The organism is Nocardioides baekrokdamisoli (assembly GCF_003945325.1).
Lineage (GTDB): Bacteria > Actinomycetota > Actinomycetes > Propionibacteriales > Nocardioidaceae > Nocardioides > Nocardioides baekrokdamisoli.
Genome location: NZ_AP019307.1, coordinates 938,079 through 955,003, shown reverse-complemented (window position 1 = coordinate 955,003; position 16,925 = coordinate 938,079). Strand labels below are relative to the sequence as shown.

Annotated in this window: 15 protein-coding genes; 9 read left to right on the top strand and 6 right to left on the bottom strand. The window is 67.1% G+C overall.

Annotation, left to right across the window (positions count from 1 at the left end):
* Positions 1-22 precede the first annotated feature (22 nt).
* The 5 genes from KCTC_RS04545 (at position 23) to KCTC_RS04525 (ending at position 5,450) form a co-directional block, all read left to right on the top strand.
* Entirely contained in the window at positions 23-2,218 is a 2,196-nt protein-coding gene (locus tag KCTC_RS04545) for an NADP-dependent isocitrate dehydrogenase (RefSeq protein ID WP_125567166.1), read from the top strand.
* Positions 2,219-2,222: 4 nt separating this feature from the next.
* Positions 2,223-2,897 carry a DNA alkylation repair protein gene (locus KCTC_RS04540; RefSeq protein ID WP_125567164.1) on the top strand — a complete coding sequence of 225 codons (675 nt, stop codon included), beginning with the start codon at positions 2,223-2,225 and terminating at the stop codon, positions 2,895-2,897.
* 113 nt (positions 2,898-3,010) lie between these two features.
* On the top strand, positions 3,011-4,042 hold the full coding sequence (gene trpS, locus KCTC_RS04535; protein WP_125567162.1) for a tryptophan--tRNA ligase: 1,032 nt from the start codon (positions 3,011-3,013) through the stop codon (positions 4,040-4,042).
* Positions 4,042-4,548 carry a 2'-5' RNA ligase family protein gene (locus KCTC_RS04530; protein WP_125567160.1) on the top strand — a complete coding sequence of 169 codons (507 nt, stop codon included), beginning with the start codon at positions 4,042-4,044 and terminating at the stop codon, positions 4,546-4,548. Before trpS ends, KCTC_RS04530 begins: the two co-directional genes overlap by 1 nt.
* Before the next feature lie 29 nt (positions 4,549-4,577).
* Positions 4,578-5,450 (top strand): YihY/virulence factor BrkB family protein, encoded by an 873-nt coding sequence (locus KCTC_RS04525; protein WP_125567158.1) that lies wholly within the window; start codon positions 4,578-4,580, stop codon positions 5,448-5,450.
* 104 nt (positions 5,451-5,554) lie between these two features.
* Here the strand turns inward: KCTC_RS04525 and KCTC_RS04520 are convergent, their stop codons facing one another.
* The 5 genes from KCTC_RS04520 to KCTC_RS04500 form a co-directional block, all read right to left on the bottom strand.
* Entirely contained in the window at positions 5,555-6,298 is a 744-nt protein-coding gene (locus KCTC_RS04520; RefSeq protein WP_125567156.1) for a succinate dehydrogenase/fumarate reductase iron-sulfur subunit, read from the bottom strand.
* Positions 6,298-8,361 (bottom strand): fumarate reductase/succinate dehydrogenase flavoprotein subunit, encoded by a 2,064-nt coding sequence (locus tag KCTC_RS04515; protein ID WP_125567154.1) that lies wholly within the window; start codon positions 8,359-8,361, stop codon positions 6,298-6,300. Before KCTC_RS04515 ends, KCTC_RS04520 begins: the two co-directional genes overlap by 1 nt.
* A gap of 10 nt (positions 8,362-8,371) precedes the next feature.
* Positions 8,372-9,079, bottom strand: a complete 708-nt coding sequence (locus KCTC_RS04510) for a succinate dehydrogenase cytochrome b subunit (RefSeq protein WP_125567152.1) — start codon at positions 9,077-9,079, stop codon at positions 8,372-8,374.
* Positions 9,080-9,148: 69 nt separating this feature from the next.
* Complete coding sequence (locus KCTC_RS04505; RefSeq protein WP_125567150.1) at positions 9,149-10,207, bottom strand: glycosyltransferase; 1,059 nt, start codon at positions 10,205-10,207, stop codon at positions 9,149-9,151.
* A 66-nt stretch (positions 10,208-10,273) separates the two neighbouring features.
* Positions 10,274-10,699, bottom strand: a complete 426-nt coding sequence (locus tag KCTC_RS04500; protein WP_125567148.1) for a hypothetical protein — start codon at positions 10,697-10,699, stop codon at positions 10,274-10,276.
* A 76-nt stretch (positions 10,700-10,775) separates the two neighbouring features.
* On the opposite strand from KCTC_RS04500, the gene KCTC_RS04495 reads away from it, so the two are divergent.
* The 4 genes from KCTC_RS04495 to KCTC_RS04480 all read left to right on the top strand — a co-directional run bounded on the left by KCTC_RS04495 (position 10,776) and on the right by KCTC_RS04480 (position 16,764).
* Positions 10,776-11,225, top strand: a complete 450-nt coding sequence (locus tag KCTC_RS04495; RefSeq protein WP_125567146.1) for an SRPBCC family protein — start codon at positions 10,776-10,778, stop codon at positions 11,223-11,225.
* A gap of 92 nt (positions 11,226-11,317) precedes the next feature.
* Complete coding sequence (locus KCTC_RS04490) at positions 11,318-13,054, top strand: methylmalonyl-CoA mutase family protein (RefSeq protein ID WP_125567144.1); 1,737 nt, start codon at positions 11,318-11,320, stop codon at positions 13,052-13,054.
* On the top strand, positions 13,051-15,183 hold the full coding sequence (gene scpA / locus KCTC_RS04485; protein WP_125567142.1) for a methylmalonyl-CoA mutase: 2,133 nt from the start codon (positions 13,051-13,053) through the stop codon (positions 15,181-15,183). The genes KCTC_RS04490 and scpA overlap by 4 nt, the downstream gene beginning before the upstream one ends.
* A 216-nt stretch (positions 15,184-15,399) precedes the next feature.
* The gene (locus tag KCTC_RS04480) at positions 15,400-16,764 is read left to right on the top strand and encodes a helix-turn-helix domain-containing protein (protein ID WP_164512477.1); all 1,365 of its coding nucleotides are present in this window, start codon (positions 15,400-15,402) and stop codon (positions 16,762-16,764) included.
* Here KCTC_RS04480 and KCTC_RS15140 read toward each other — a convergent pair whose 3' ends face one another.
* Positions 16,765-16,899 carry a hypothetical protein gene (locus KCTC_RS15140; RefSeq protein ID WP_269461443.1) on the bottom strand — a complete coding sequence of 45 codons (135 nt, stop codon included), beginning with the start codon at positions 16,897-16,899 and terminating at the stop codon, positions 16,765-16,767.
* Positions 16,900-16,925: the final 26 nt, after the last annotated feature.

Below are 16,925 nucleotides of genomic sequence, written 5' to 3'. Positions count from 1 at the left end.
CGAACGATGCGAAGGAAATGTCATGGCCAACAGCCGGATCATCTACACCTACACCGACGAAGCCCCGCTGCTGGCGACGTATTCGTTCCTGCCGATCGTGCAGGCGTACGCGGCGAAGGCCGGTGTCACGGTGGAGACCCGCGACATCTCGGTCGCCTCACGCATCCTCGCGCAGTTCGGGCTGGCTGACGACGCTCTCTCCGAGCTCGGTGATCTGGCCAAGACCTCCGAGGCCAACATCATCAAGCTTCCCAACATCTCTGCCTCCATCCCGCAGCTCAAGGCCGCGATCAAGGAGCTGCAGGACAAGGGCTACGCGATCCCCGACTACCCGGAGAACCCGACCACGGACGAGGACAAGGCGGCCCGCGCCAAGTTCGACAAGGTCAAGGGCTCCGCGGTGAACCCCGTGCTCCGCGAGGGCAACTCCGACCGCCGCGCGCCGGGTTCGGTGAAGGCGTACGCGAAAGCTCACCCGCACCGCAACAAGGCGTTCGGCGAGGGATCGAAGACCAACGTCGCGACCATGGGTGAGCACGACTTCAAGTCGAACGAGAAGTCGGTCACCGTCGCTGCGGCAGACACCCTGAAGATCGTCCTCGAGACGGCCTCGGGCGCGACCTTGGTCCTCAAGGAGGCCCTTCCGGTCCTCGCCGGCGAGATCATCGACGCCACCCGCCTCGACTCTGCCGCGCTCGATGCGTTCCTGACCAACACTCTGGCGAAGGCCAAGGCGGAGGACGTCCTCTACTCGGTGCACCTCAAGGCCACGATGATGAAGGTCTCCGACCCGATCATCTTCGGGCACGTCGTGCGTGCGTACTTCAAGGACGTCTTTGCTCAGTATGGTGCCGACCTCGCGGCCGCGGGTCTCTCGGCCAACGACGGTCTGGGCTCGATCCTCGCCGGTCTTGATGCGCTCCCGAACGGCGCCGAGATCAAGGCCGCCTTCGAGGCCGGCCTGGCGAACGGCCCCCGCCTGTCCTACGTCAACAGCGACAAGGGCATCACCAACCTGCACGTGCCCTCGGACGTCATCGTCGATGCCTCGATGCCGGCGCTGGTCCGCAACGGCGGCAAGCTCTGGGGTGTCGACGGCGGCGAGGACGACACCCTCGCGGTCATCCCGGACAGCTCGTACGCCGGGGTCTACCAGACCGTGATCGAGGATGTGAAGAAGAACGGCCCGCTCAACCCGGCCACCATCGGCTCGGTCCCGAACGTCGGTCTGATGGCGCAGGCCGCCGAGGAGTACGGCTCACACGACAAGACCTTCCAGATCGACACCGCCGGCACCGTACGCGTCCTCGCCTCCAACGGCGATGTGCTGATCGAGCACGACGTCGAGGCCGGCGACATCTGGCGTGCCTGCCAGACGAAGGACATCCCGGTCCAGGACTGGGTCAAGCTTGCGGTCAACCGGGCCCGTGCGTCCCAGACCCCGGCGATCTTCTGGCTCGACGAGTCGCGCGGGCACGACGCGGAGATCATCAAGAAGGTCCGCGCGTACCTGCCGCAGCACGACACCACCGGTCTGACGATCGAGATCCTGTCGCCGGAGTTGGCCACCGCGTACTCACTGGAGCGCATCCGCAAGGGCGAGGACACCATCTCGGTCACCGGCAACGTGCTGCGCGACTACAACACCGACCTGTTCCCGATCCTCGAGGTCGGCACGTCGGCGAAGATGCTGTCGATCGTCCCGCTGATCGCCGGTGGTGGCCTGTTCGAGACCGGCGCCGGTGGTTCGGCCCCGAAGCACGTCGAGCAACTCGTCCAGGAGAACTACCTGCGCTGGGACAGCCTGGGTGAGTTCTTCGCGCTGGCACCGTCGTTCGAGTTGTACGCCGACCAGGCGGGCGACCCGGCGGCGAAGATCCTCGCCGACACGCTCGACACCGCCACGGGCACGTTCCTCGAGCAGGACCGCTCCCCGGGCCGTGCCCTGGGCACCATCGACAACCGTGGATCGCACTTCTACCTGGCGCTCTACTGGGCCCAAGAGTTGGCGAAGCAGACCGGTGACGCCGCTCTGGCGGCCGCGTTCAAGCCGCTGGCCGACGCGCTGACGGCCGATGAGGCCACGATTGTGAGCGAGCTCAACGCGGTGCAGGGCAAGCCGGCCGACATCGGTGGGTACTACCTTCCCGACCCGGTCAAGACCGCTGAGGTGATGCGCCCGAGCGCCACCCTCAACAACGCGATCGACTCGTTCTGAGCCAGTGAACACGGCGCCATCCCAAGCGCTCACAGCCGCCGTCCGGAGTTCGCTCCGGGCGGCGGCTGATCCGTCTCTGGCTCCTGGGCAGCAGGCGTACATGAAGTCGGCGATGCCGTTCCTCGGGGTGCGCAACCCGGAGGTGCGTCGACTGACCCGTGCAGTCGTACGCGGAGCGTCGGCGGAGGCGCTGGTCGCCACGGCCCGCGCACTGTGGGACGGCGCCGAATTCCGCGAGGAGCGGTATGCCGCCACCGAGATCCTCGGCCGCCCTGTACTGGCTGGGGACTGGTCGCTGGCACCGTTGCACGAGCACATCGCGCGTACGGGCGCGTGGTGGGACCACGTCGATGAGACCGCGCGGCGAATCGCTGACCTCCACGACGCGCATCCGGTCGAGACGGCGGCGTTGGTCAGACGCTGGGCGTCCGATGAGTCGTTCTGGATCAACCGGCTGGCGATCCTGTCGCAACTCGGTCGCCGCGAGCGCACCGATGTCCACCTGCTCACGGATGTGATCGGGCCGCATCTCGGCAGCCGCGAGTTCTTCCTGAGGAAGGCGATCGGCTGGGCGTTGCGCGAGTACGCCAAGACGGATCCCGACTGGGTGCGGGCGTACGTCGACGCCACCGAGATGAGTCCGCTGAGTCGTCGCGAGGCGCTCAAACGCCTGGGCTGAGGCCTCCGCCTGAGCATGAGCCGGACCGGGAGCCTCCTGGTCACATCTGGCTGGGTGACCGCCAGCCGTAACGGGTTCGCGCCGCCGGACGCGGGTCTGAAACAATCGGCCGCATGACCGCGCCGACCGCACGTCCCCGGGTCCTGTCCGGCATCCAGCCGACCGCGGACTCGTACCACCTCGGCAACTTCCTCGGCGCGGTGAAGCAGTGGGTGGCGCTGCAGGACGAGCACGAGTCGTTCTATTTCATCGCGGACCTGCATTCCCTGACGGTCGAGCACGACCCGAAACTGCTGCGCGAGCGCACCTATGTTGCAGCTGCGCAGTTGCTCGCTGCTGGAGTCGACCCAGCGCGTTCGGCGATCTTCGTCCAGTCCCATCTGCCCGAGCACGCTGAGCTCGGCTGGGTCATGCAGTGCATCACGGGGTTCGGTGAGGCCCGTCGGATGACCCAGTTCAAGGACAAATCGGCCAAGGGCGGTGAGGGTGCCTCGTCGGTCGGTCTGTTCGCGTACCCGATGCTGATGGCCGCCGACATCCTGCTGTACCGCCCGGCGTACGTGCCGGTGGGTGAGGACCAGCGTCAGCACCTCGAGTTGTCCCGCGACCTGGCCCAGCGGTTCAACCATCGCTTCAAGAAGACGTTCCGGGTGCCGGAGCCGTACATCCTCAAGGAGACGGCCAAGATCTACGACCTCCAGGAACCGACCGTCAAGATGTCGAAGTCGGCGTCCTCGCCGAACGGCATCATCAACCTGCTCGACGACCCGAAGGTGACGGCGAAGAAGATCCGCTCGGCCGTCACCGACTCCGAGACCGATGTCCGGTTCGACGTCGAGCACAAGCCGGGCATCTCGAATCTGCTCGGCATCTACTCGGCGCTCACCGGCACCTCCATCGACGACATCGTCGCCAAGTACGTGGGCCGTGGGTACGGCGACTTCAAGGGCGAGCTGGCCGACGTCGTCGTGGACTTCGTGACCCCGTTCCGGGAGAAGACGCTGGCGCTGCTGGACGACAAGGCCGAGCTCGATCGGATCCTGGCCGAGGGAGCTGCCACGGCGCGTACGGTCGCATCGGCGACGTTGGCCGACGCGTACGAACGCCTCGGACTGGTGCGGCCGACAGGACAGCAGGTCCGCTGATGCCGACGATCGGGGTCACCATCGCCGTTCCGGAGCCGTGGCGCACGCAGCTGCACGACTACCGGAGCGCCTGGGACCCCGAGGGCGCCAGCATTCCGGCGCACATCACGTTGTTGCCGCCGACCGACATCGAGGAGTCCTACCTCCCTGAGGTCGTACGCCATCTCGGCGCCATTGCCTCGACGACGGCACCATTCGAGGTGCACCTCGCCGGGACGGAGACCTTCCGGCCGGTCTCGCCCGTCGTCTTCGTGGCAGTCGCCGGAGGAGTGGACGCACTTGAGGCGCTCGCCGGGCAGGTCGTACGCGGGCCGCTCGGACTCGACCTGAACTATCCCTACCACCCACACGTCACCGTGGCGCACGATGTGCCGGAGGAGACTCTGGACGAGGCGGTCGCACAGTTGGGCGACTTCGATGCCGTGTTCACCGTGGCCGAGATCCGACTCTCGGTTCTGTCGGCCGACGGCTGGGCACCGACGGACGCGTTCGGCCTCGCAGGCTGAGCTCGACCGATGCGGCAGACTCTTGACGCGTGAAGGCCGTTGATCGGGCGAAGGCATGGTTCGCAAGCGTCCGTGCACGCCATCCGTCGGTGGACCGGATAGTCCGTACGCAGGAGCAGTACTCCGGTACGAATGGATCCCAGCTCGCGGGCGCGGTGACGTACTTCGGGTTCCTGTCGGTGTTCCCGATCCTTGCGTTGGCGTTCTTCGTCGTCGGCTGGGTGTCCAAGGTCTACCCCGGTGCGCAGGGGGACCTGACGAGCGCTCTCGACAGCGTGCTGCCGGGTCTGGTCGGCAATGGTCCGGGACAGATCCAGCTCTCGACCTTCCAGCACTCGGCCGGAACCGTGGGGGTCCTCGGCCTCCTCGGCGTGCTGTACGCCGGCCTGGGCTGGATCTCTTCGCTGCGCAGCGCGCTCGAGGCGGTGTTCGAGATCCCGCGGGGGCAGATGCCGAATCTGCTCATCGGCAAGCTCATCGACCTCGTGACGATGGGGGTGCTCGGGATCGTCCTGATCGTCTCGGTCGGTGTCACCGGCGCAGTGGGCGGCCTCTCCAGCCGCATTCTCGGCTGGGTCGGCCTGACGACGGCGGCCGACTGGCTCCTGTGGCTGCTGGCCCTCGTCCTCGGCGTCGCAGCCAACATGGTCTTGTTCTTCGCCATGTTCCGGCTGCTGGCGCGACCGCGTACGAGTCATCGGTATCTGTGGCAGGGCGCTCTGCTCGGGGCGATCGGCTTCGAGGCGCTCAAGAACCTCAGCGTCTTCCTGTTGGGAGTCGCCAAGGGACAGCCGGCGTTCCAGGTCTTCGGGATCTCGTTGATCCTGCTGGTCTGGATCAACTATTTCTCGCGCGTGACCCTGTACGCCGCGGCATGGGCGTACGTCCCCGAGGAAGGTTGAGGGGTCGCTATTTCACCGTTGAAGGGTCACTGCACGAACGTTGAAGGGCCAGGCCCTGACCAGGCCTGACCCTTCAACGGTGAAATAACGACCCCTCAACCAGGTCAGTGACCCTGCTTGATCGCGGTCCGCAGATCCTTGTTGAGCTGCGCGATCACGTCGAGCGGGATCTCCTTCGGGCAGGCCGAGGCGCACTCGCCGATGTTCGTGCAGCCACCGAAGCCCTCGTGGTCGTGCTGGGCGACCATGGAGGTGACCCGCTCGTACCGCTCCGGCTGTCCCTGCGGCAGCTCGCCCAGGTGGGTGATCTTGGCGCCGAGGAACAATGAGGCCGAGCCGTTCGGGCAGGCCGCGACGCATGCGCCGCAGCCGATGCAGGTGGCGGTGTTGAACGAGCGCTGCGCCTTGGGACGCGGGACCGGAGCCGCGTTGGCCTCCGGGGCCGAGCCGGTGTTGACGCTGATGTAGCCACCGTTCTGGATGATCCGGTCGAACGCCGAACGGTCGACGACGAGGTCCTTGACGATCGGGAACACCGAGGAGCGCCACGGCTCGATGGTGATCGTGTCGCCGTCCTTGAACGAGCGCATGTGCAGCTGGCAGGTCGTCGTGACCTCCGGGCCGTGTGCCTGCCCGTTGATCATCAGCGAACACATGCCGCAGATGCCCTCGCGGCAGTCGCTGTCGAAGGCGACCGGCTCCTCGCCCGCGTGGACGAGGTTCTCGTTGAGGAGGTCGAGCATCTCCAGGAACGACATGTCGGAGGACACGCCATCGATGGGGTACTCCTTGATGGCACCCGTCGCAGCGCCCTGGTTCTGCCGCCAGATCTTGAGCGTGAGCTTCATTACTTGTACGACCTCTGCTTCATCTCGATGGCGGTGTAGATCAGGTCTTCCTTGTGCAGGACCGGCGTCTGGGCGCCGCCCTCGTCGCCGCCCCAACCCCACGCAGCGACGTACGCGAACTCGTCGTCGTGACGCAGCGCCTCGCCCTCAGGTGTCTGGGACTCCGCACGGAAGTGACCACCGCAGGACTCGCGGCGGTTGAGCGCATCGATGCACATGAGCTCGCCGAGCTCGATGAAGTCGATCACGCGGCCGGCCTTCTCGAGGTCCTGGTTGAGCTCCTCGCCCTTGCCCAGCACCTTGAGGTCGGACCAGAAGGACCTCTTGAGTTCGCGGATCTTTGCGATGGCGGTCTTGAGGCCCTCTTCGGTGCGCTCCATGCCGCAGTACTCCCACATGATGTGGCCGAGCTGCTTGTGGAAGGACTCCGCGGTCTGGGTGCCCTGGATCGACAGGAACTTCGCGACGCGCTCCTCGACTTCCTGGCGCGCCTGGAGGACGGCCGGGTGGTCCTCGGAGATCTCCTCGAACGGACCCTTGGCCAGGTAGTCGCGGATCGTGTTCGGCAGGACGAAGTAGCCGTCCGAGAGGCCCTGCATCAGCGCCGAGGCGCCGAGGCGGTTCGCGCCGTGGTCGGAGAAGTTCGCCTCGCCGGTGCAGTACAGGCCCTCGATGTTGGTCTGCAGGTCGTAGCCGACCCAAAGGCCGCCCATGACGTAGTGCACGGCCGGGTAGATCCGCATCGGGACCTGATACGGGTCCTCGCCGGTGATCCGGGCGTACATGTCGAGAAGGTTGTCGTACTTCTCCTCGATCTTGTCCTTGCCGAGACGGGCGATCGCGGCCGTCAGGTCGAGGTAGACACCACGACGCATCATCCGCTTGCCGCCCTGACCGTCGGGCTCCTCGATCTGAGGTCCGACGCCGCGACCCTCGTCGCACATGTACTTGGCCGCACGCGAGGCGATGTCGCGGGGGACCAGGTTGCCGAAGGACGGGTAGATCCGCTCCAGGAAGTAGTCGCGGTCGTCCTCGGCGATGTCGCTGGGGTGCTTGTCGCAGTCCTCGGCCTTCTTCGGCACCCAGACGCGACCGTCGTTGCGCAGCGACTCCGACATCAGTGTCAGCTTCGACTGGTGCGCACCGGTCACCGGGATACAGGTCGGATGGATCTGCGTGTAGCAGGGGTTCGCCATGTACGCGCCCTTGCGGTGCGCGCGCCAGGCGGCCGTGACGTTGGAACCCATCGCGTTGGTCGACAGGTAGTACACGTTGCTGTAGCCGCCCGAGGCGAGCACGACGACGTCGGCGGTGTGGGTGTCGATCGCACCGGTGACCATGTCGCGGGTGATGATGCCGCGGGCCTTGCCGTCGACGATGACGACCTCGAGCATCTCGTGGCGGGTGAACTGCTCCACGGTGCCGGCGGCGACCTGACGCTCCAGGGCCTGGTACGCGCCGAGCAGCAACTGCTGGCCCGTCTGACCGCGGGCGTAGAACGTACGCGAGACCTGAACGCCACCGAAGGAACGGTTGTCCAGCAGACCGCCGTACTCACGCGCGAACGGGACACCCTGCGCCACGCACTGGTCGATGATGTTCACCGACTCCTGCGCGAGGCGGTAGACGTTCGACTCGCGGGCGCGGTAGTCGCCGCCCTTCACGGTGTCGTAGAAGAGGCGGTAGACCGAGTCGCCGTCCTCCTTGTAGTTCTTCGCTGCGTTGATGCCGCCCTGCGCCGCGATCGAGTGAGCGCGGCGCGGGGAGTCCTGGTAGCAGAAGACCTTGACGTTGTAGCCGGCCTCGCCGAGCGTCGCGGCGGCAGCGCCACCCGCGAGGCCGGTGCCGACGATGATCACATTCAGCTTCCGGCGGTTGGCCGGGTTGACCAACGCGTTCGTGAACTTGGTGTTGGTCCAGCGGTCCGCGATGACGCCGGTCGGCGCGCTGGGGTCCACGACGTTCTCGCCGAGGGTGTAGTAACCCGCTGCGTCGTCCGACTTCTGGACCGACGCCTCGTTGGTGGCGTACAGGCCGGACAGGTCCTTGGTGCTCGATGCCATGCGTCTGCCCTTACTTGATGACGTGGAAGAGGGTGAACAGCGGAACCAGCGCGAAGCCGCCGGCGACGACGACCGCCACCGCCCAGCCCGCGACGCGGGCGTTGGCACGCGAGCGCTCGGAGTTGGTCAGGCCGAGCGTCTGCAGCGCGCTGAAGGTGCCGTGGTGCAGGTGGAACGCGAGCGCCAGCAGGGCGAGCAGGTAGATGTAGGTCATCCAGCCGCCCTCAGCCTTGAAGGTGTTCACCAGCAGGTTGTACGGGTCGTTCTTGTCGACACCGCTCTGCAGCGGAACCTTGACGATCGTGAACTCGATCAGGTGCCAGATGATGAAGAGGAGCAGCGTCAGACCGCCCCAGCGCATGGTGCGGCTGGACAGGGACGAGCCGCGGTTCTTCTTCACCACGTACTTGACCGGGCGGGCCTTGTGCGCGCGTCGCGTGAGCACGACCGCGGCGGCGACATGGACGATCAGCGCGGCGATCAGGCCGACGCGCAGGATCCACAGTGCGCCCGAGTACGGAAGCTCCGGCTGCCCCAACGTGCGCAGCCCGGCTGCGTATTCGTTGTAGGCGTCATGCCCGGCAAAGGCCTTCAGGTTGCCGTACATGTGCGCCAGCACGAAGAGAATGAACAGGATCCCGCTGGCGGCCATGGCCAGCTTCAGCGCGATCGTGGTGCGGGCTGCGCGCGCACCAGATACGAGTGTCGTGGTTGCCACGTGGCTGCACGTTACTCGCAACGGAAGTCGTTAGGGCAGCCTGGGCGGCTCGGGAGCAGAAATTAACCCTCACGCAACGTTCGTACGCCGTGTTGCAAGGTCCTTCACGGGGAACATCGCCAGCAACTCATCGACTGCGGTGGGCCACGAGCGAGCACGTACGACCTCGCGGCCGTGCCCGCCCAGCAGCGCGCGCTGCGGATCTGCCACAGCTGCCGCCACTGCGTCGGCCAGGGCGCCGGCGCGACCGGGCTCGTAGAGCAGACCGGTCTCGAGGTGGCGTACGACGTCGAGCGCGCCGCCGGCGCCCGGTGCGACGATCGGAACGCCACTGGCCGAGGCCTCGCGCAACGCGTGGCAGCAGGTCTCCTGCTCGCCAGGGTGAACGAACAGGTCGAGGCTGGCGAGCGCGACCGCCATGTCCCCGGTGTGCAGGGCGCCGGTGAACTTGGCCCTGGGAAGACGCTGCCGCAACCACTGCTGTTGGGGTCCGTCGCCGATGATGATCGGCCGGATGCCGGGCAGGTCGTTGAGTTCGACGAGCCGACGGACGTGATGCCGGTTGGCCAGGCGTCCTGCGAATCCGACGACGACGAGACTCTCGCCCTTCGACCACTTGTGGTGCAGGTGCTCGTCGCGCAGCGCGGGCGAGAAGGCGTCGGTGTCGATGCCGGGCATCCATACCCGGGCGTCGATCCCGGCCAGCGCCAGACGATCGGCCATCCAGTTGCTGGTCACGACGAGGAGGTCACTGCGCTGGGCGACCTTGCTGCGCCAGTAGTCGAGTTCGGAGTCGCTCACGGCGTGCTGCTCGATCGCCACAGTGGGGATGCCCATCACCTGCGCGTGCTTCAGCGCCTTGCGGCCCAAGCGGCCCGGGGTGACGACGAGGACGGCGTCGGGGTTCCAGTACGTGATCGCCTCGTTGACCTGCCGTCCCGGCTTGGTCAGGGGGTTGAGGCGTACGACCTCGCTCTGCTTGTAACGCGTGAGCCCCGGTGCCGGGGCCAGGAACCGCACCTCGTGGCCGAGGTCGATCAGGCGGTCGGCGATCGCCTTCGTCGTCGTGGTGGCGCCACGGCCCGGCTCGCCGGCGAACAAGGAATCAGTAACCAGCATGACCCGCATGGGGCCAGCGTGAGGCGGTCGCTCGACCGGCGGGGGGAGTGGGGGTGGACGGGAGGTGAACTTCGCTCAGGCAACGGCCGCGCCGAGATCCGGAGAGTTGCCGGATTCGATCTGCGTGGCGATCTGCTGGAGCGTCGCCTGAGACTCGCGCCAGGTGCCGCCGTCGATCTCCCACAACTGGTCCTGATGACGGACCTCGATGGTCCAGTGCTTGCCGAGGACGACCCGCCCCGCGACCGCGATCGGCATCAGCATGAGCAGGAGGATCCACTCGATGCCGGTGATCAGAAGGACGAGGATCACCGGCAGCAGGATCGCGGCGACCAGCCCGAGGACCAGGACGAGCAGCGCGCCCGCTATGTCATCGACCCCGCCGAAGTCGGGGAATGTGTCGAAGAAGGTCCCGTCTCCGATGTTGCGCTGCTTCCATCGCCACGGCCACCAGCGTCGCCGCAGTGTGTACGTCCCGCCGCCTGGTTCGGTCGCCTTCATGAGCGGGAGGGTACGTGACCGCCTCACTCACATGTGAGTGAGTTCGCGACCTACCTGTCTGTGCGAGGCTGGGCTGGTGCCGGTGATCCGCCTCGAGACCGTGATCCACGCGCCGATCGAGGCCTGTTTCGACCTGAGCCTGTCGGTGGATTTCCACGTCGAGTCAATGGACCCCTCGGGGGAGCGGGCTGTCGCCGGCGTCACCAGCGGGGTCATGGAGTTGGGCGACCAGGTCGCTTGGGCGGCGCGCCACTTCGGGATCCCGGTACGGATGACGTCGCTCATCAGTGCGTACGAGCGGCCGTCGTTCTTCGTCGATGAGCAGCTCCGCGGACCGTTCAAGCGATGGCGCCATGAACACTGGTTCGAGTCAGTAGACGACGGCACCTGGATGATCGACGTCGTGGAGTTCGCAGCACCTGCCGGCCCGATCGGCATCCTCGTGGAGCAGGTGGGGCTCACCGCGTACATGGCAAAACTGCTCCGGCAACGCAACACTCACCTGAAGGCGGCGCTCGAGACCTGAGCGGCGGCGGGACCGCGTGGCGTATGTGAGGGTCATCTCATGTTCGTTGTCGGTAGTGTTGGCGGCCTCGGCCGCCGGTATCGTGGACAGTTGTGACTGACGCGCCCGTGACCCTGGCCCAGCCAGAGGATGCACACACGCAGGCGGAGTGGGAGGCGGCTACGGCCGCTGTCCTCCGCAAGGCCGGTCGACTCGCAGAGTCCGACGCCGATGCTGCCGTGTGGGCCAAGCTGACCCGCAAAACCCTCGACGACATCGAGATCACTCCGCTCGGCCTCCCGGGTGAGCCGGTGACGGCGCTGCGCCCGAGCCGCGCAGGCGCCTGGGACATCCGCGCGATCGTGGCCGACCCGAACGCCAAGGCTGCCAACGAGAACGCGCTGGTCGACCTCGACGGCGGTGTCACCTCGCTGTGGCTACACGCGGACGAGAGCACCGACCTGGATGCGACGCTCAAGGGCGTACTGCTCGATCTGGCCCCCGTCGTCCTCGATGCCCCGACGGCAACCGTGGAGACGGCCAAGGCGTTCCTGAAGCTCGCTGTCGACTTCCACGAGGACACCAACCTCGGTGCGGACCCGCTCGGCGCGCTGCTGCGTGATCTGCCGGTGGCGGTGGACGAGGCCATCGACGAGCTCAAGCAGCTCGCCGAACTCGCCCGGAAGAACAGCATTCGCGCGATCGTCGTGGACGCCACGGCAGCCCACGACCTCGGCGCCAGTGACGCTCAGGAGCTCGGCTGGTCGATCGCTGTCGGCGTCGCGTACCTGCGCTGGCTGACCGACCACGGCCTGTCCGTCGCGGACGCGGCGAAGCTCATCGAGTTCCGCTACGCAGCGACCGACGAGCAGTTCCCGACGATCGCGAAGCTGCGCGCGGCCCGCCAGCTCTGGGCGCGGGTCCTCGAGATCTCGGGGGTCCCGGCGGGCTCGACCGGCGAGGTCGAGCAGCGTCAGCACGCCGTCACGTCCCGGCCGATGTTCAGCAAGTACGACCCGTACGTGAACATGCTGCGCGGCACCATTGCTGCGTTCGCCGCCGGTGTCGGCGGTGCGGATGCGGTGACCGTGTTGCCGTTCGACTCCGCCAACGGGCGCCCGGACGGGTTCGGGCGACGGATTGCGCGCAACGTCAACCACCTCCTCATCGATGAGTCCCATGTCGCGGTCGTGACCGACCCGGCCGGCGGTTCGTACGCCGTCGAACAGCTCACTGCCGACACGGCAGCCAAGGGCTGGGCGGAATTCGTCCAGATCGAGGCGGAGTGGGAGAACGGCGAGGACTTCGCGCCATTCAAGGCCCGGATCGACGCTGTCGTCGCCCGGCGCGAGACCGAGATCGCGAAGCGCAAGCGTCCGATCACCGGCGTCTCGGAGTTCCCGAACCTCGGCGAGGAGCTTCCGGCGCGTGAGGCCGACCCGCTGAACGACCGGGTTCGCCGTTACGGAGCCTCCTTCGAGGCCCTGCGCGATCAGCCGGCCGCGAACAACGCGTTCCTGGCCACCCTCGGCACCGTCGCCCAGCACACGGCCCGGGCAACCTTCGCGAGCAACCTGCTCGCTGCCGGTGGCATCGGAGTGGACGTCGCGGGAGCCACCAAGAACGCCACCGAGTTGGTCGCTGCTTATGACGGCCAGCCGGTCGTCGTGCTCGCCGGGTCCGACGCCGCGTATGCGGAATGGGGACAGGAGGCGGCTGATGCGATGCGTGGCAGGGGTGCGCAGTGGATCGTCATCGCGGGCAAGCCCACTGACTACGCCGACGACTCGGCCGCGATGGGCGTCGACGCCCTTGCGTTCCTGACCACGACGAGGGAGAAGTTGGCATGAGCATCCCGAAGAATTTTGCTGACTTCGAGTTCAGCTCCACCGGCAGCGCTCCGACGGGCGGTGACGCCTGGGAGTCTCCCGAGGGCATCGAGGTCAAGGGCCTCTACACCCCGGCTGACCTCGCCGGAGCCGACGGTCTCGACACCTACCCGGGGCTGAGCCCGTTCCTGCGCGGCCCGTACCCGACGATGTACACCTCGCAGCCGTGGACCATCCGCCAGTACGCAGGGTTCTCCACCGCCGAGGAGTCCAACGCCTTCTACCGTCGCAACCTGGCCGCGGGTCAGAAGGGTCTGTCGGTCGCATTCGACCTCGCCACCCACCGTGGCTATGACTCCGACCATCCGCGCGTACGCGGCGACGTCGGCATGGCCGGTGTGGCGATCGACTCGATCTACGACACTCGCACGTTGTTCGAGGGCATCCCGCTCGACCAGATGTCGGTCTCGATGACGATGAACGGTGCCGTGCTGCCGGTCATGGCCCTCTACATCGCTGCTGCCGAGGAGCAGGGGGTGAAGCCGGAGCAGCTCGCGGGGACGATCCAGAACGACATCCTCAAGGAGTTCATGGTCCGCAACACCTACATCTACCCGCCGGCGCCGTCGATGCGGATCATCGGCGACATCTTCAGCTACACCGCCGCACACATGCCCCGGTTCAACTCGATCTCGATCTCCGGCTACCACATGCAGGAGGCCGGAGCGACGGCTGACCTCGAGCTCGCGTACACGCTGGCGGACGGTGTCGAATACATCCGCACCGGTCTGGCAGCCGGTCTGGACGTCGACGCCTTCGCGCCGCGCCTGTCCTTCTTCTGGGCGATCGGCATGAACTTCTTCATGGAGATCGCGAAGATGCGCGCTGCCCGTGCGCTGTGGAGCCGCCTCGTACGCGACTTCGACCCGAAGTCGGCCAAGTCGCTGTCACTGCGTACGCACAGCCAGACCTCGGGCTGGTCGCTCACGGCCCAGGACGTGTTCAACAACGTCGGCCGTACCGCGATCGAGGCGATGGCTTCGACCCAGGGTCACACGCAGTCTCTGCATACCAACGCCCTCGATGAGGCGATCGCGCTGCCGACCGACTTCTCGGCCCGCATCGCTCGCAACACCCAGTTGCTGCTGCAGCAGGAGAGCGGGACGACGTACTCGATCGACCCCTGGGCCGGTTCGTACTACGTCGAGAAGCTGACCCGCGACCTCGCCGCCCGTGCCTGGGCGCACATCCAGGAGGCCGAGGCCGCCGGTGGCATGGCCAAGGCGATCGAGCAGGGCATCCCGAAGATGCGCATCGAGGAGGCAGCGGCGCGTACGCAGGCCCGTATCGACTCGGGCGCGCAGAAGGTCATCGGCGTCAACACCTTCCGGCTGCCGTCCGAGGACAAGCTCGACGTGCTCAAGGTCAACAACGCCGAGGTGTACGCGGCCCAGATCGCGAAGCTTGAGCGTCTGCGTGCCGAGCGCGACCCGAAGGCCGTCGCGGAAGCCCTCGCCGCCATCACCGGCGCGACTGAAAAGGGCACCGGCAACCTGCTGGAGCTCGCGGTCAACGCTGCTCGGGCAAAGGCGACCGTCGGAGAGATCTCGGACGCCATGGAGAAGACGTACGGCCGTCACCAGGCCGTGATCCGTACGATCTCCGGCGTGTACAAGAACGAGGTCGGCAACGACGAGGTCGCGGCGAAGGTGCTCGCGGCCACGGCGAAGTTCGAGGAGGACGAGGGCCGTCGCCCGCGCATCCTCGTCGCGAAGATGGGCCAGGACGGCCACGACCGCGGTCAGAAGGTGGTCGTGTCCGCCTTCGCCGACCTCGGTTTCAACGTCGACGTCGGCCCGCTGTTCTCGACCCCCGAAGAGGTCGCCCAGCAGGCCGTGGACGCGGACGTGCACATCGTCGGCGTCTCGTCGCTGGCCGCGGGCCACCTCACCTTGCTGCCGGCGCTCAAGCAGGCACTCAAGGACCAGGGCCGCGAGGACATCGTCGTCGTGATCGGCGGAGTCATCCCGCCGGACGACGTCCCGACGCTGAAGGAGATGGGCGCCGCGGCGGTCTTCCTGCCGGGCACTGTGATCTCGGAGTCGGCGCTGGAACTGCTGGCTCAGATCTCCGCAGGCTTGGGTCACTGACATCCGGCGAATGGGCGGTCACCACGACGGTGGCCGCCCATTCGCATTCCGGAGCGCTTGCCTGGTCGCTTGACATGTCTTGTTATGCTGATGAGGCAAGGTGGATTCGGGTATCCACTGTGCAACGTACGTCGCTGGACCTGTCCGTCGGGCCATCTCGGGGCCTTGCGGGCGGGCTGGTTCGGCGGCGCACGTGACTCGGAGGGCAGGGGCTGCATGGATTCGCGATTGGTCGAGTTGAGCCGGTCCGTTGATCCGGTCGTCCTCGGGAAGCGGCTCCGCCTGGCACGTCTCGGCGCTGGGTTGACCCAGGAAGCTGTGGTCGCCAGCGAGGTCTCCGCGGCGTACCTGTCCCGGATCGAGGCCGGCCACCGCCGCCCGGAATTCGCCCTGCTGACGCGCATGGCACAACGCATCGGGATCTCGCTCGAGGATCTTCTCGTCGATCCGGTCAATGAGGACGAGCAACGCCTGCGCGTGGCGCTGGACCATGCAGAACTTCAGCTCGTCTCCGGAGACGCCGCCGCCGCGTTGACGTCGATCACGGAGGTGATCGCAGGGCTTGGTGAGGCGCCTGCGCTCGCGCCCGCCGCCGCCTTCGTACGTGCCCGCGCGCTCGAAGGCGTCGGTGACTACAACGAGGCGATCCTGGTGTTGGAGGACCTCACGGCTGAGGCGTCCGTCGACCCTGCCTGGCTGCGGGCGTCGATCGCGTTGTGCCGCTGCTATCGCCAGGCCGGTGACGCTGCAGCCTCGATCGAGTTCGGCGAGCGGGCCTCGGCGGCCGCCCGGGACCTGGGCCTCGAAGGATCCACCGAGGCGATTCAGTTGAGTGTCACCGTGGCCTGGGCGTACGCCACTCTCGGGGACAACGATCGAGCCCTCCGGATGTGTCTGCGAGCCCTGGAGACCGCGGATCGGCACGGCTCATCCCCGGTGGCTCGCGGCTCGGCGTACTGGAACGCCAGCATCATTCAGGGACGACGCGGCAAGTACGCGGCGGCGGCGGACTTCTCACGCAAGGCGCTGGCGATCTTCGAGGAGGCCGACGACATGCGTGCCCTGGCTGCCGTGCGCTCCGAGGCTGCAGATCTTCATCTGTCGATGGATCCACCGGACCCGGTGGCAGCGCTCGAGATGCTCGATCGCGCCGAGCAGGAGATGGACTGGTCCGCGGGATCGGTCTCTGGCCGATCTGCGCTGCTCGTCACGCGAGCACGTGCCCACCTGATGGCCGGAGACACCGCGGATGCCAGCGCGGCGCTGGAGCGGGCGGAGTCGGGCCTGCCAGAGGCCGACGTCGTCGTGCGTGCATACGCCGCGTCCCTTGCCGGACAGATCGCTGCGGCAGAGGGCCGAACCGAGGATGCCGCGTCGGCGTACCGCGAAGCCGTGAGGTTGCTCAGCGAACTGGGAGCCGATCATCGGGTGAGCCGCCTCTGGTACGAGTTGGGGGACCTTCTCGCTGAGGCCGGCCACCATCAGGCTGCCGTGGACGCATTCCGTGCAGGCGCGGTCGCTGCGGGCGCGCTGCCAGCCCGTCGCGCGACGTTCGTACGTCGCGCGACACGGACCTTCTGATCAGCAGCAGCCGCCCTCGCCCATGGGCATGATGCGCGCCGAGTCGCTGGTCACGGCGCCGGCCGAACCAGCCACCGGGAGCACCACGACCACAACAGCGACCGCTGCAGCAACAATCCGGGATACACGAGCCATGAATTCATCGTGCCAGAGGCCTTAGA

Coding starts and splice junctions, on each gene's coding strand:
- KCTC_RS04545 (WP_125567166.1), top strand. CDS start 23: ATGGCCAACAGCCGGATCATCTACACCTACACCGACGAAGCCCCGCTG.
- trpS (WP_125567162.1), top strand. CDS start 3,011: ATGACCGCGCCGACCGCACGTCCCCGGGTCCTGTCCGGCATCCAGCCG.
- KCTC_RS04530 (WP_125567160.1), top strand. CDS start 4,042: ATGCCGACGATCGGGGTCACCATCGCCGTTCCGGAGCCGTGGCGCACG.
- KCTC_RS04520 (WP_125567156.1), bottom strand. CDS start 6,298: ATGAAGCTCACGCTCAAGATCTGGCGGCAGAACCAGGGCGCTGCGACG.
- KCTC_RS04515 (WP_125567154.1), bottom strand. CDS start 8,361: ATGGCATCGAGCACCAAGGACCTGTCCGGCCTGTACGCCACCAACGAG.
- KCTC_RS04505 (WP_125567150.1), bottom strand. CDS start 10,207: ATGCGGGTCATGCTGGTTACTGATTCCTTGTTCGCCGGCGAGCCGGGC.
- KCTC_RS04500 (WP_125567148.1), bottom strand. CDS start 10,699: ATGAAGGCGACCGAACCAGGCGGCGGGACGTACACACTGCGGCGACGC.
- scpA (WP_125567142.1), top strand. CDS start 13,051: ATGAGCATCCCGAAGAATTTTGCTGACTTCGAGTTCAGCTCCACCGGC.
- KCTC_RS04480 (WP_164512477.1), top strand. CDS start 15,400: ATGGATTCGCGATTGGTCGAGTTGAGCCGGTCCGTTGATCCGGTCGTC.
- KCTC_RS15140 (WP_269461443.1), bottom strand. CDS start 16,899: ATGGCTCGTGTATCCCGGATTGTTGCTGCAGCGGTCGCTGTTGTGGTC.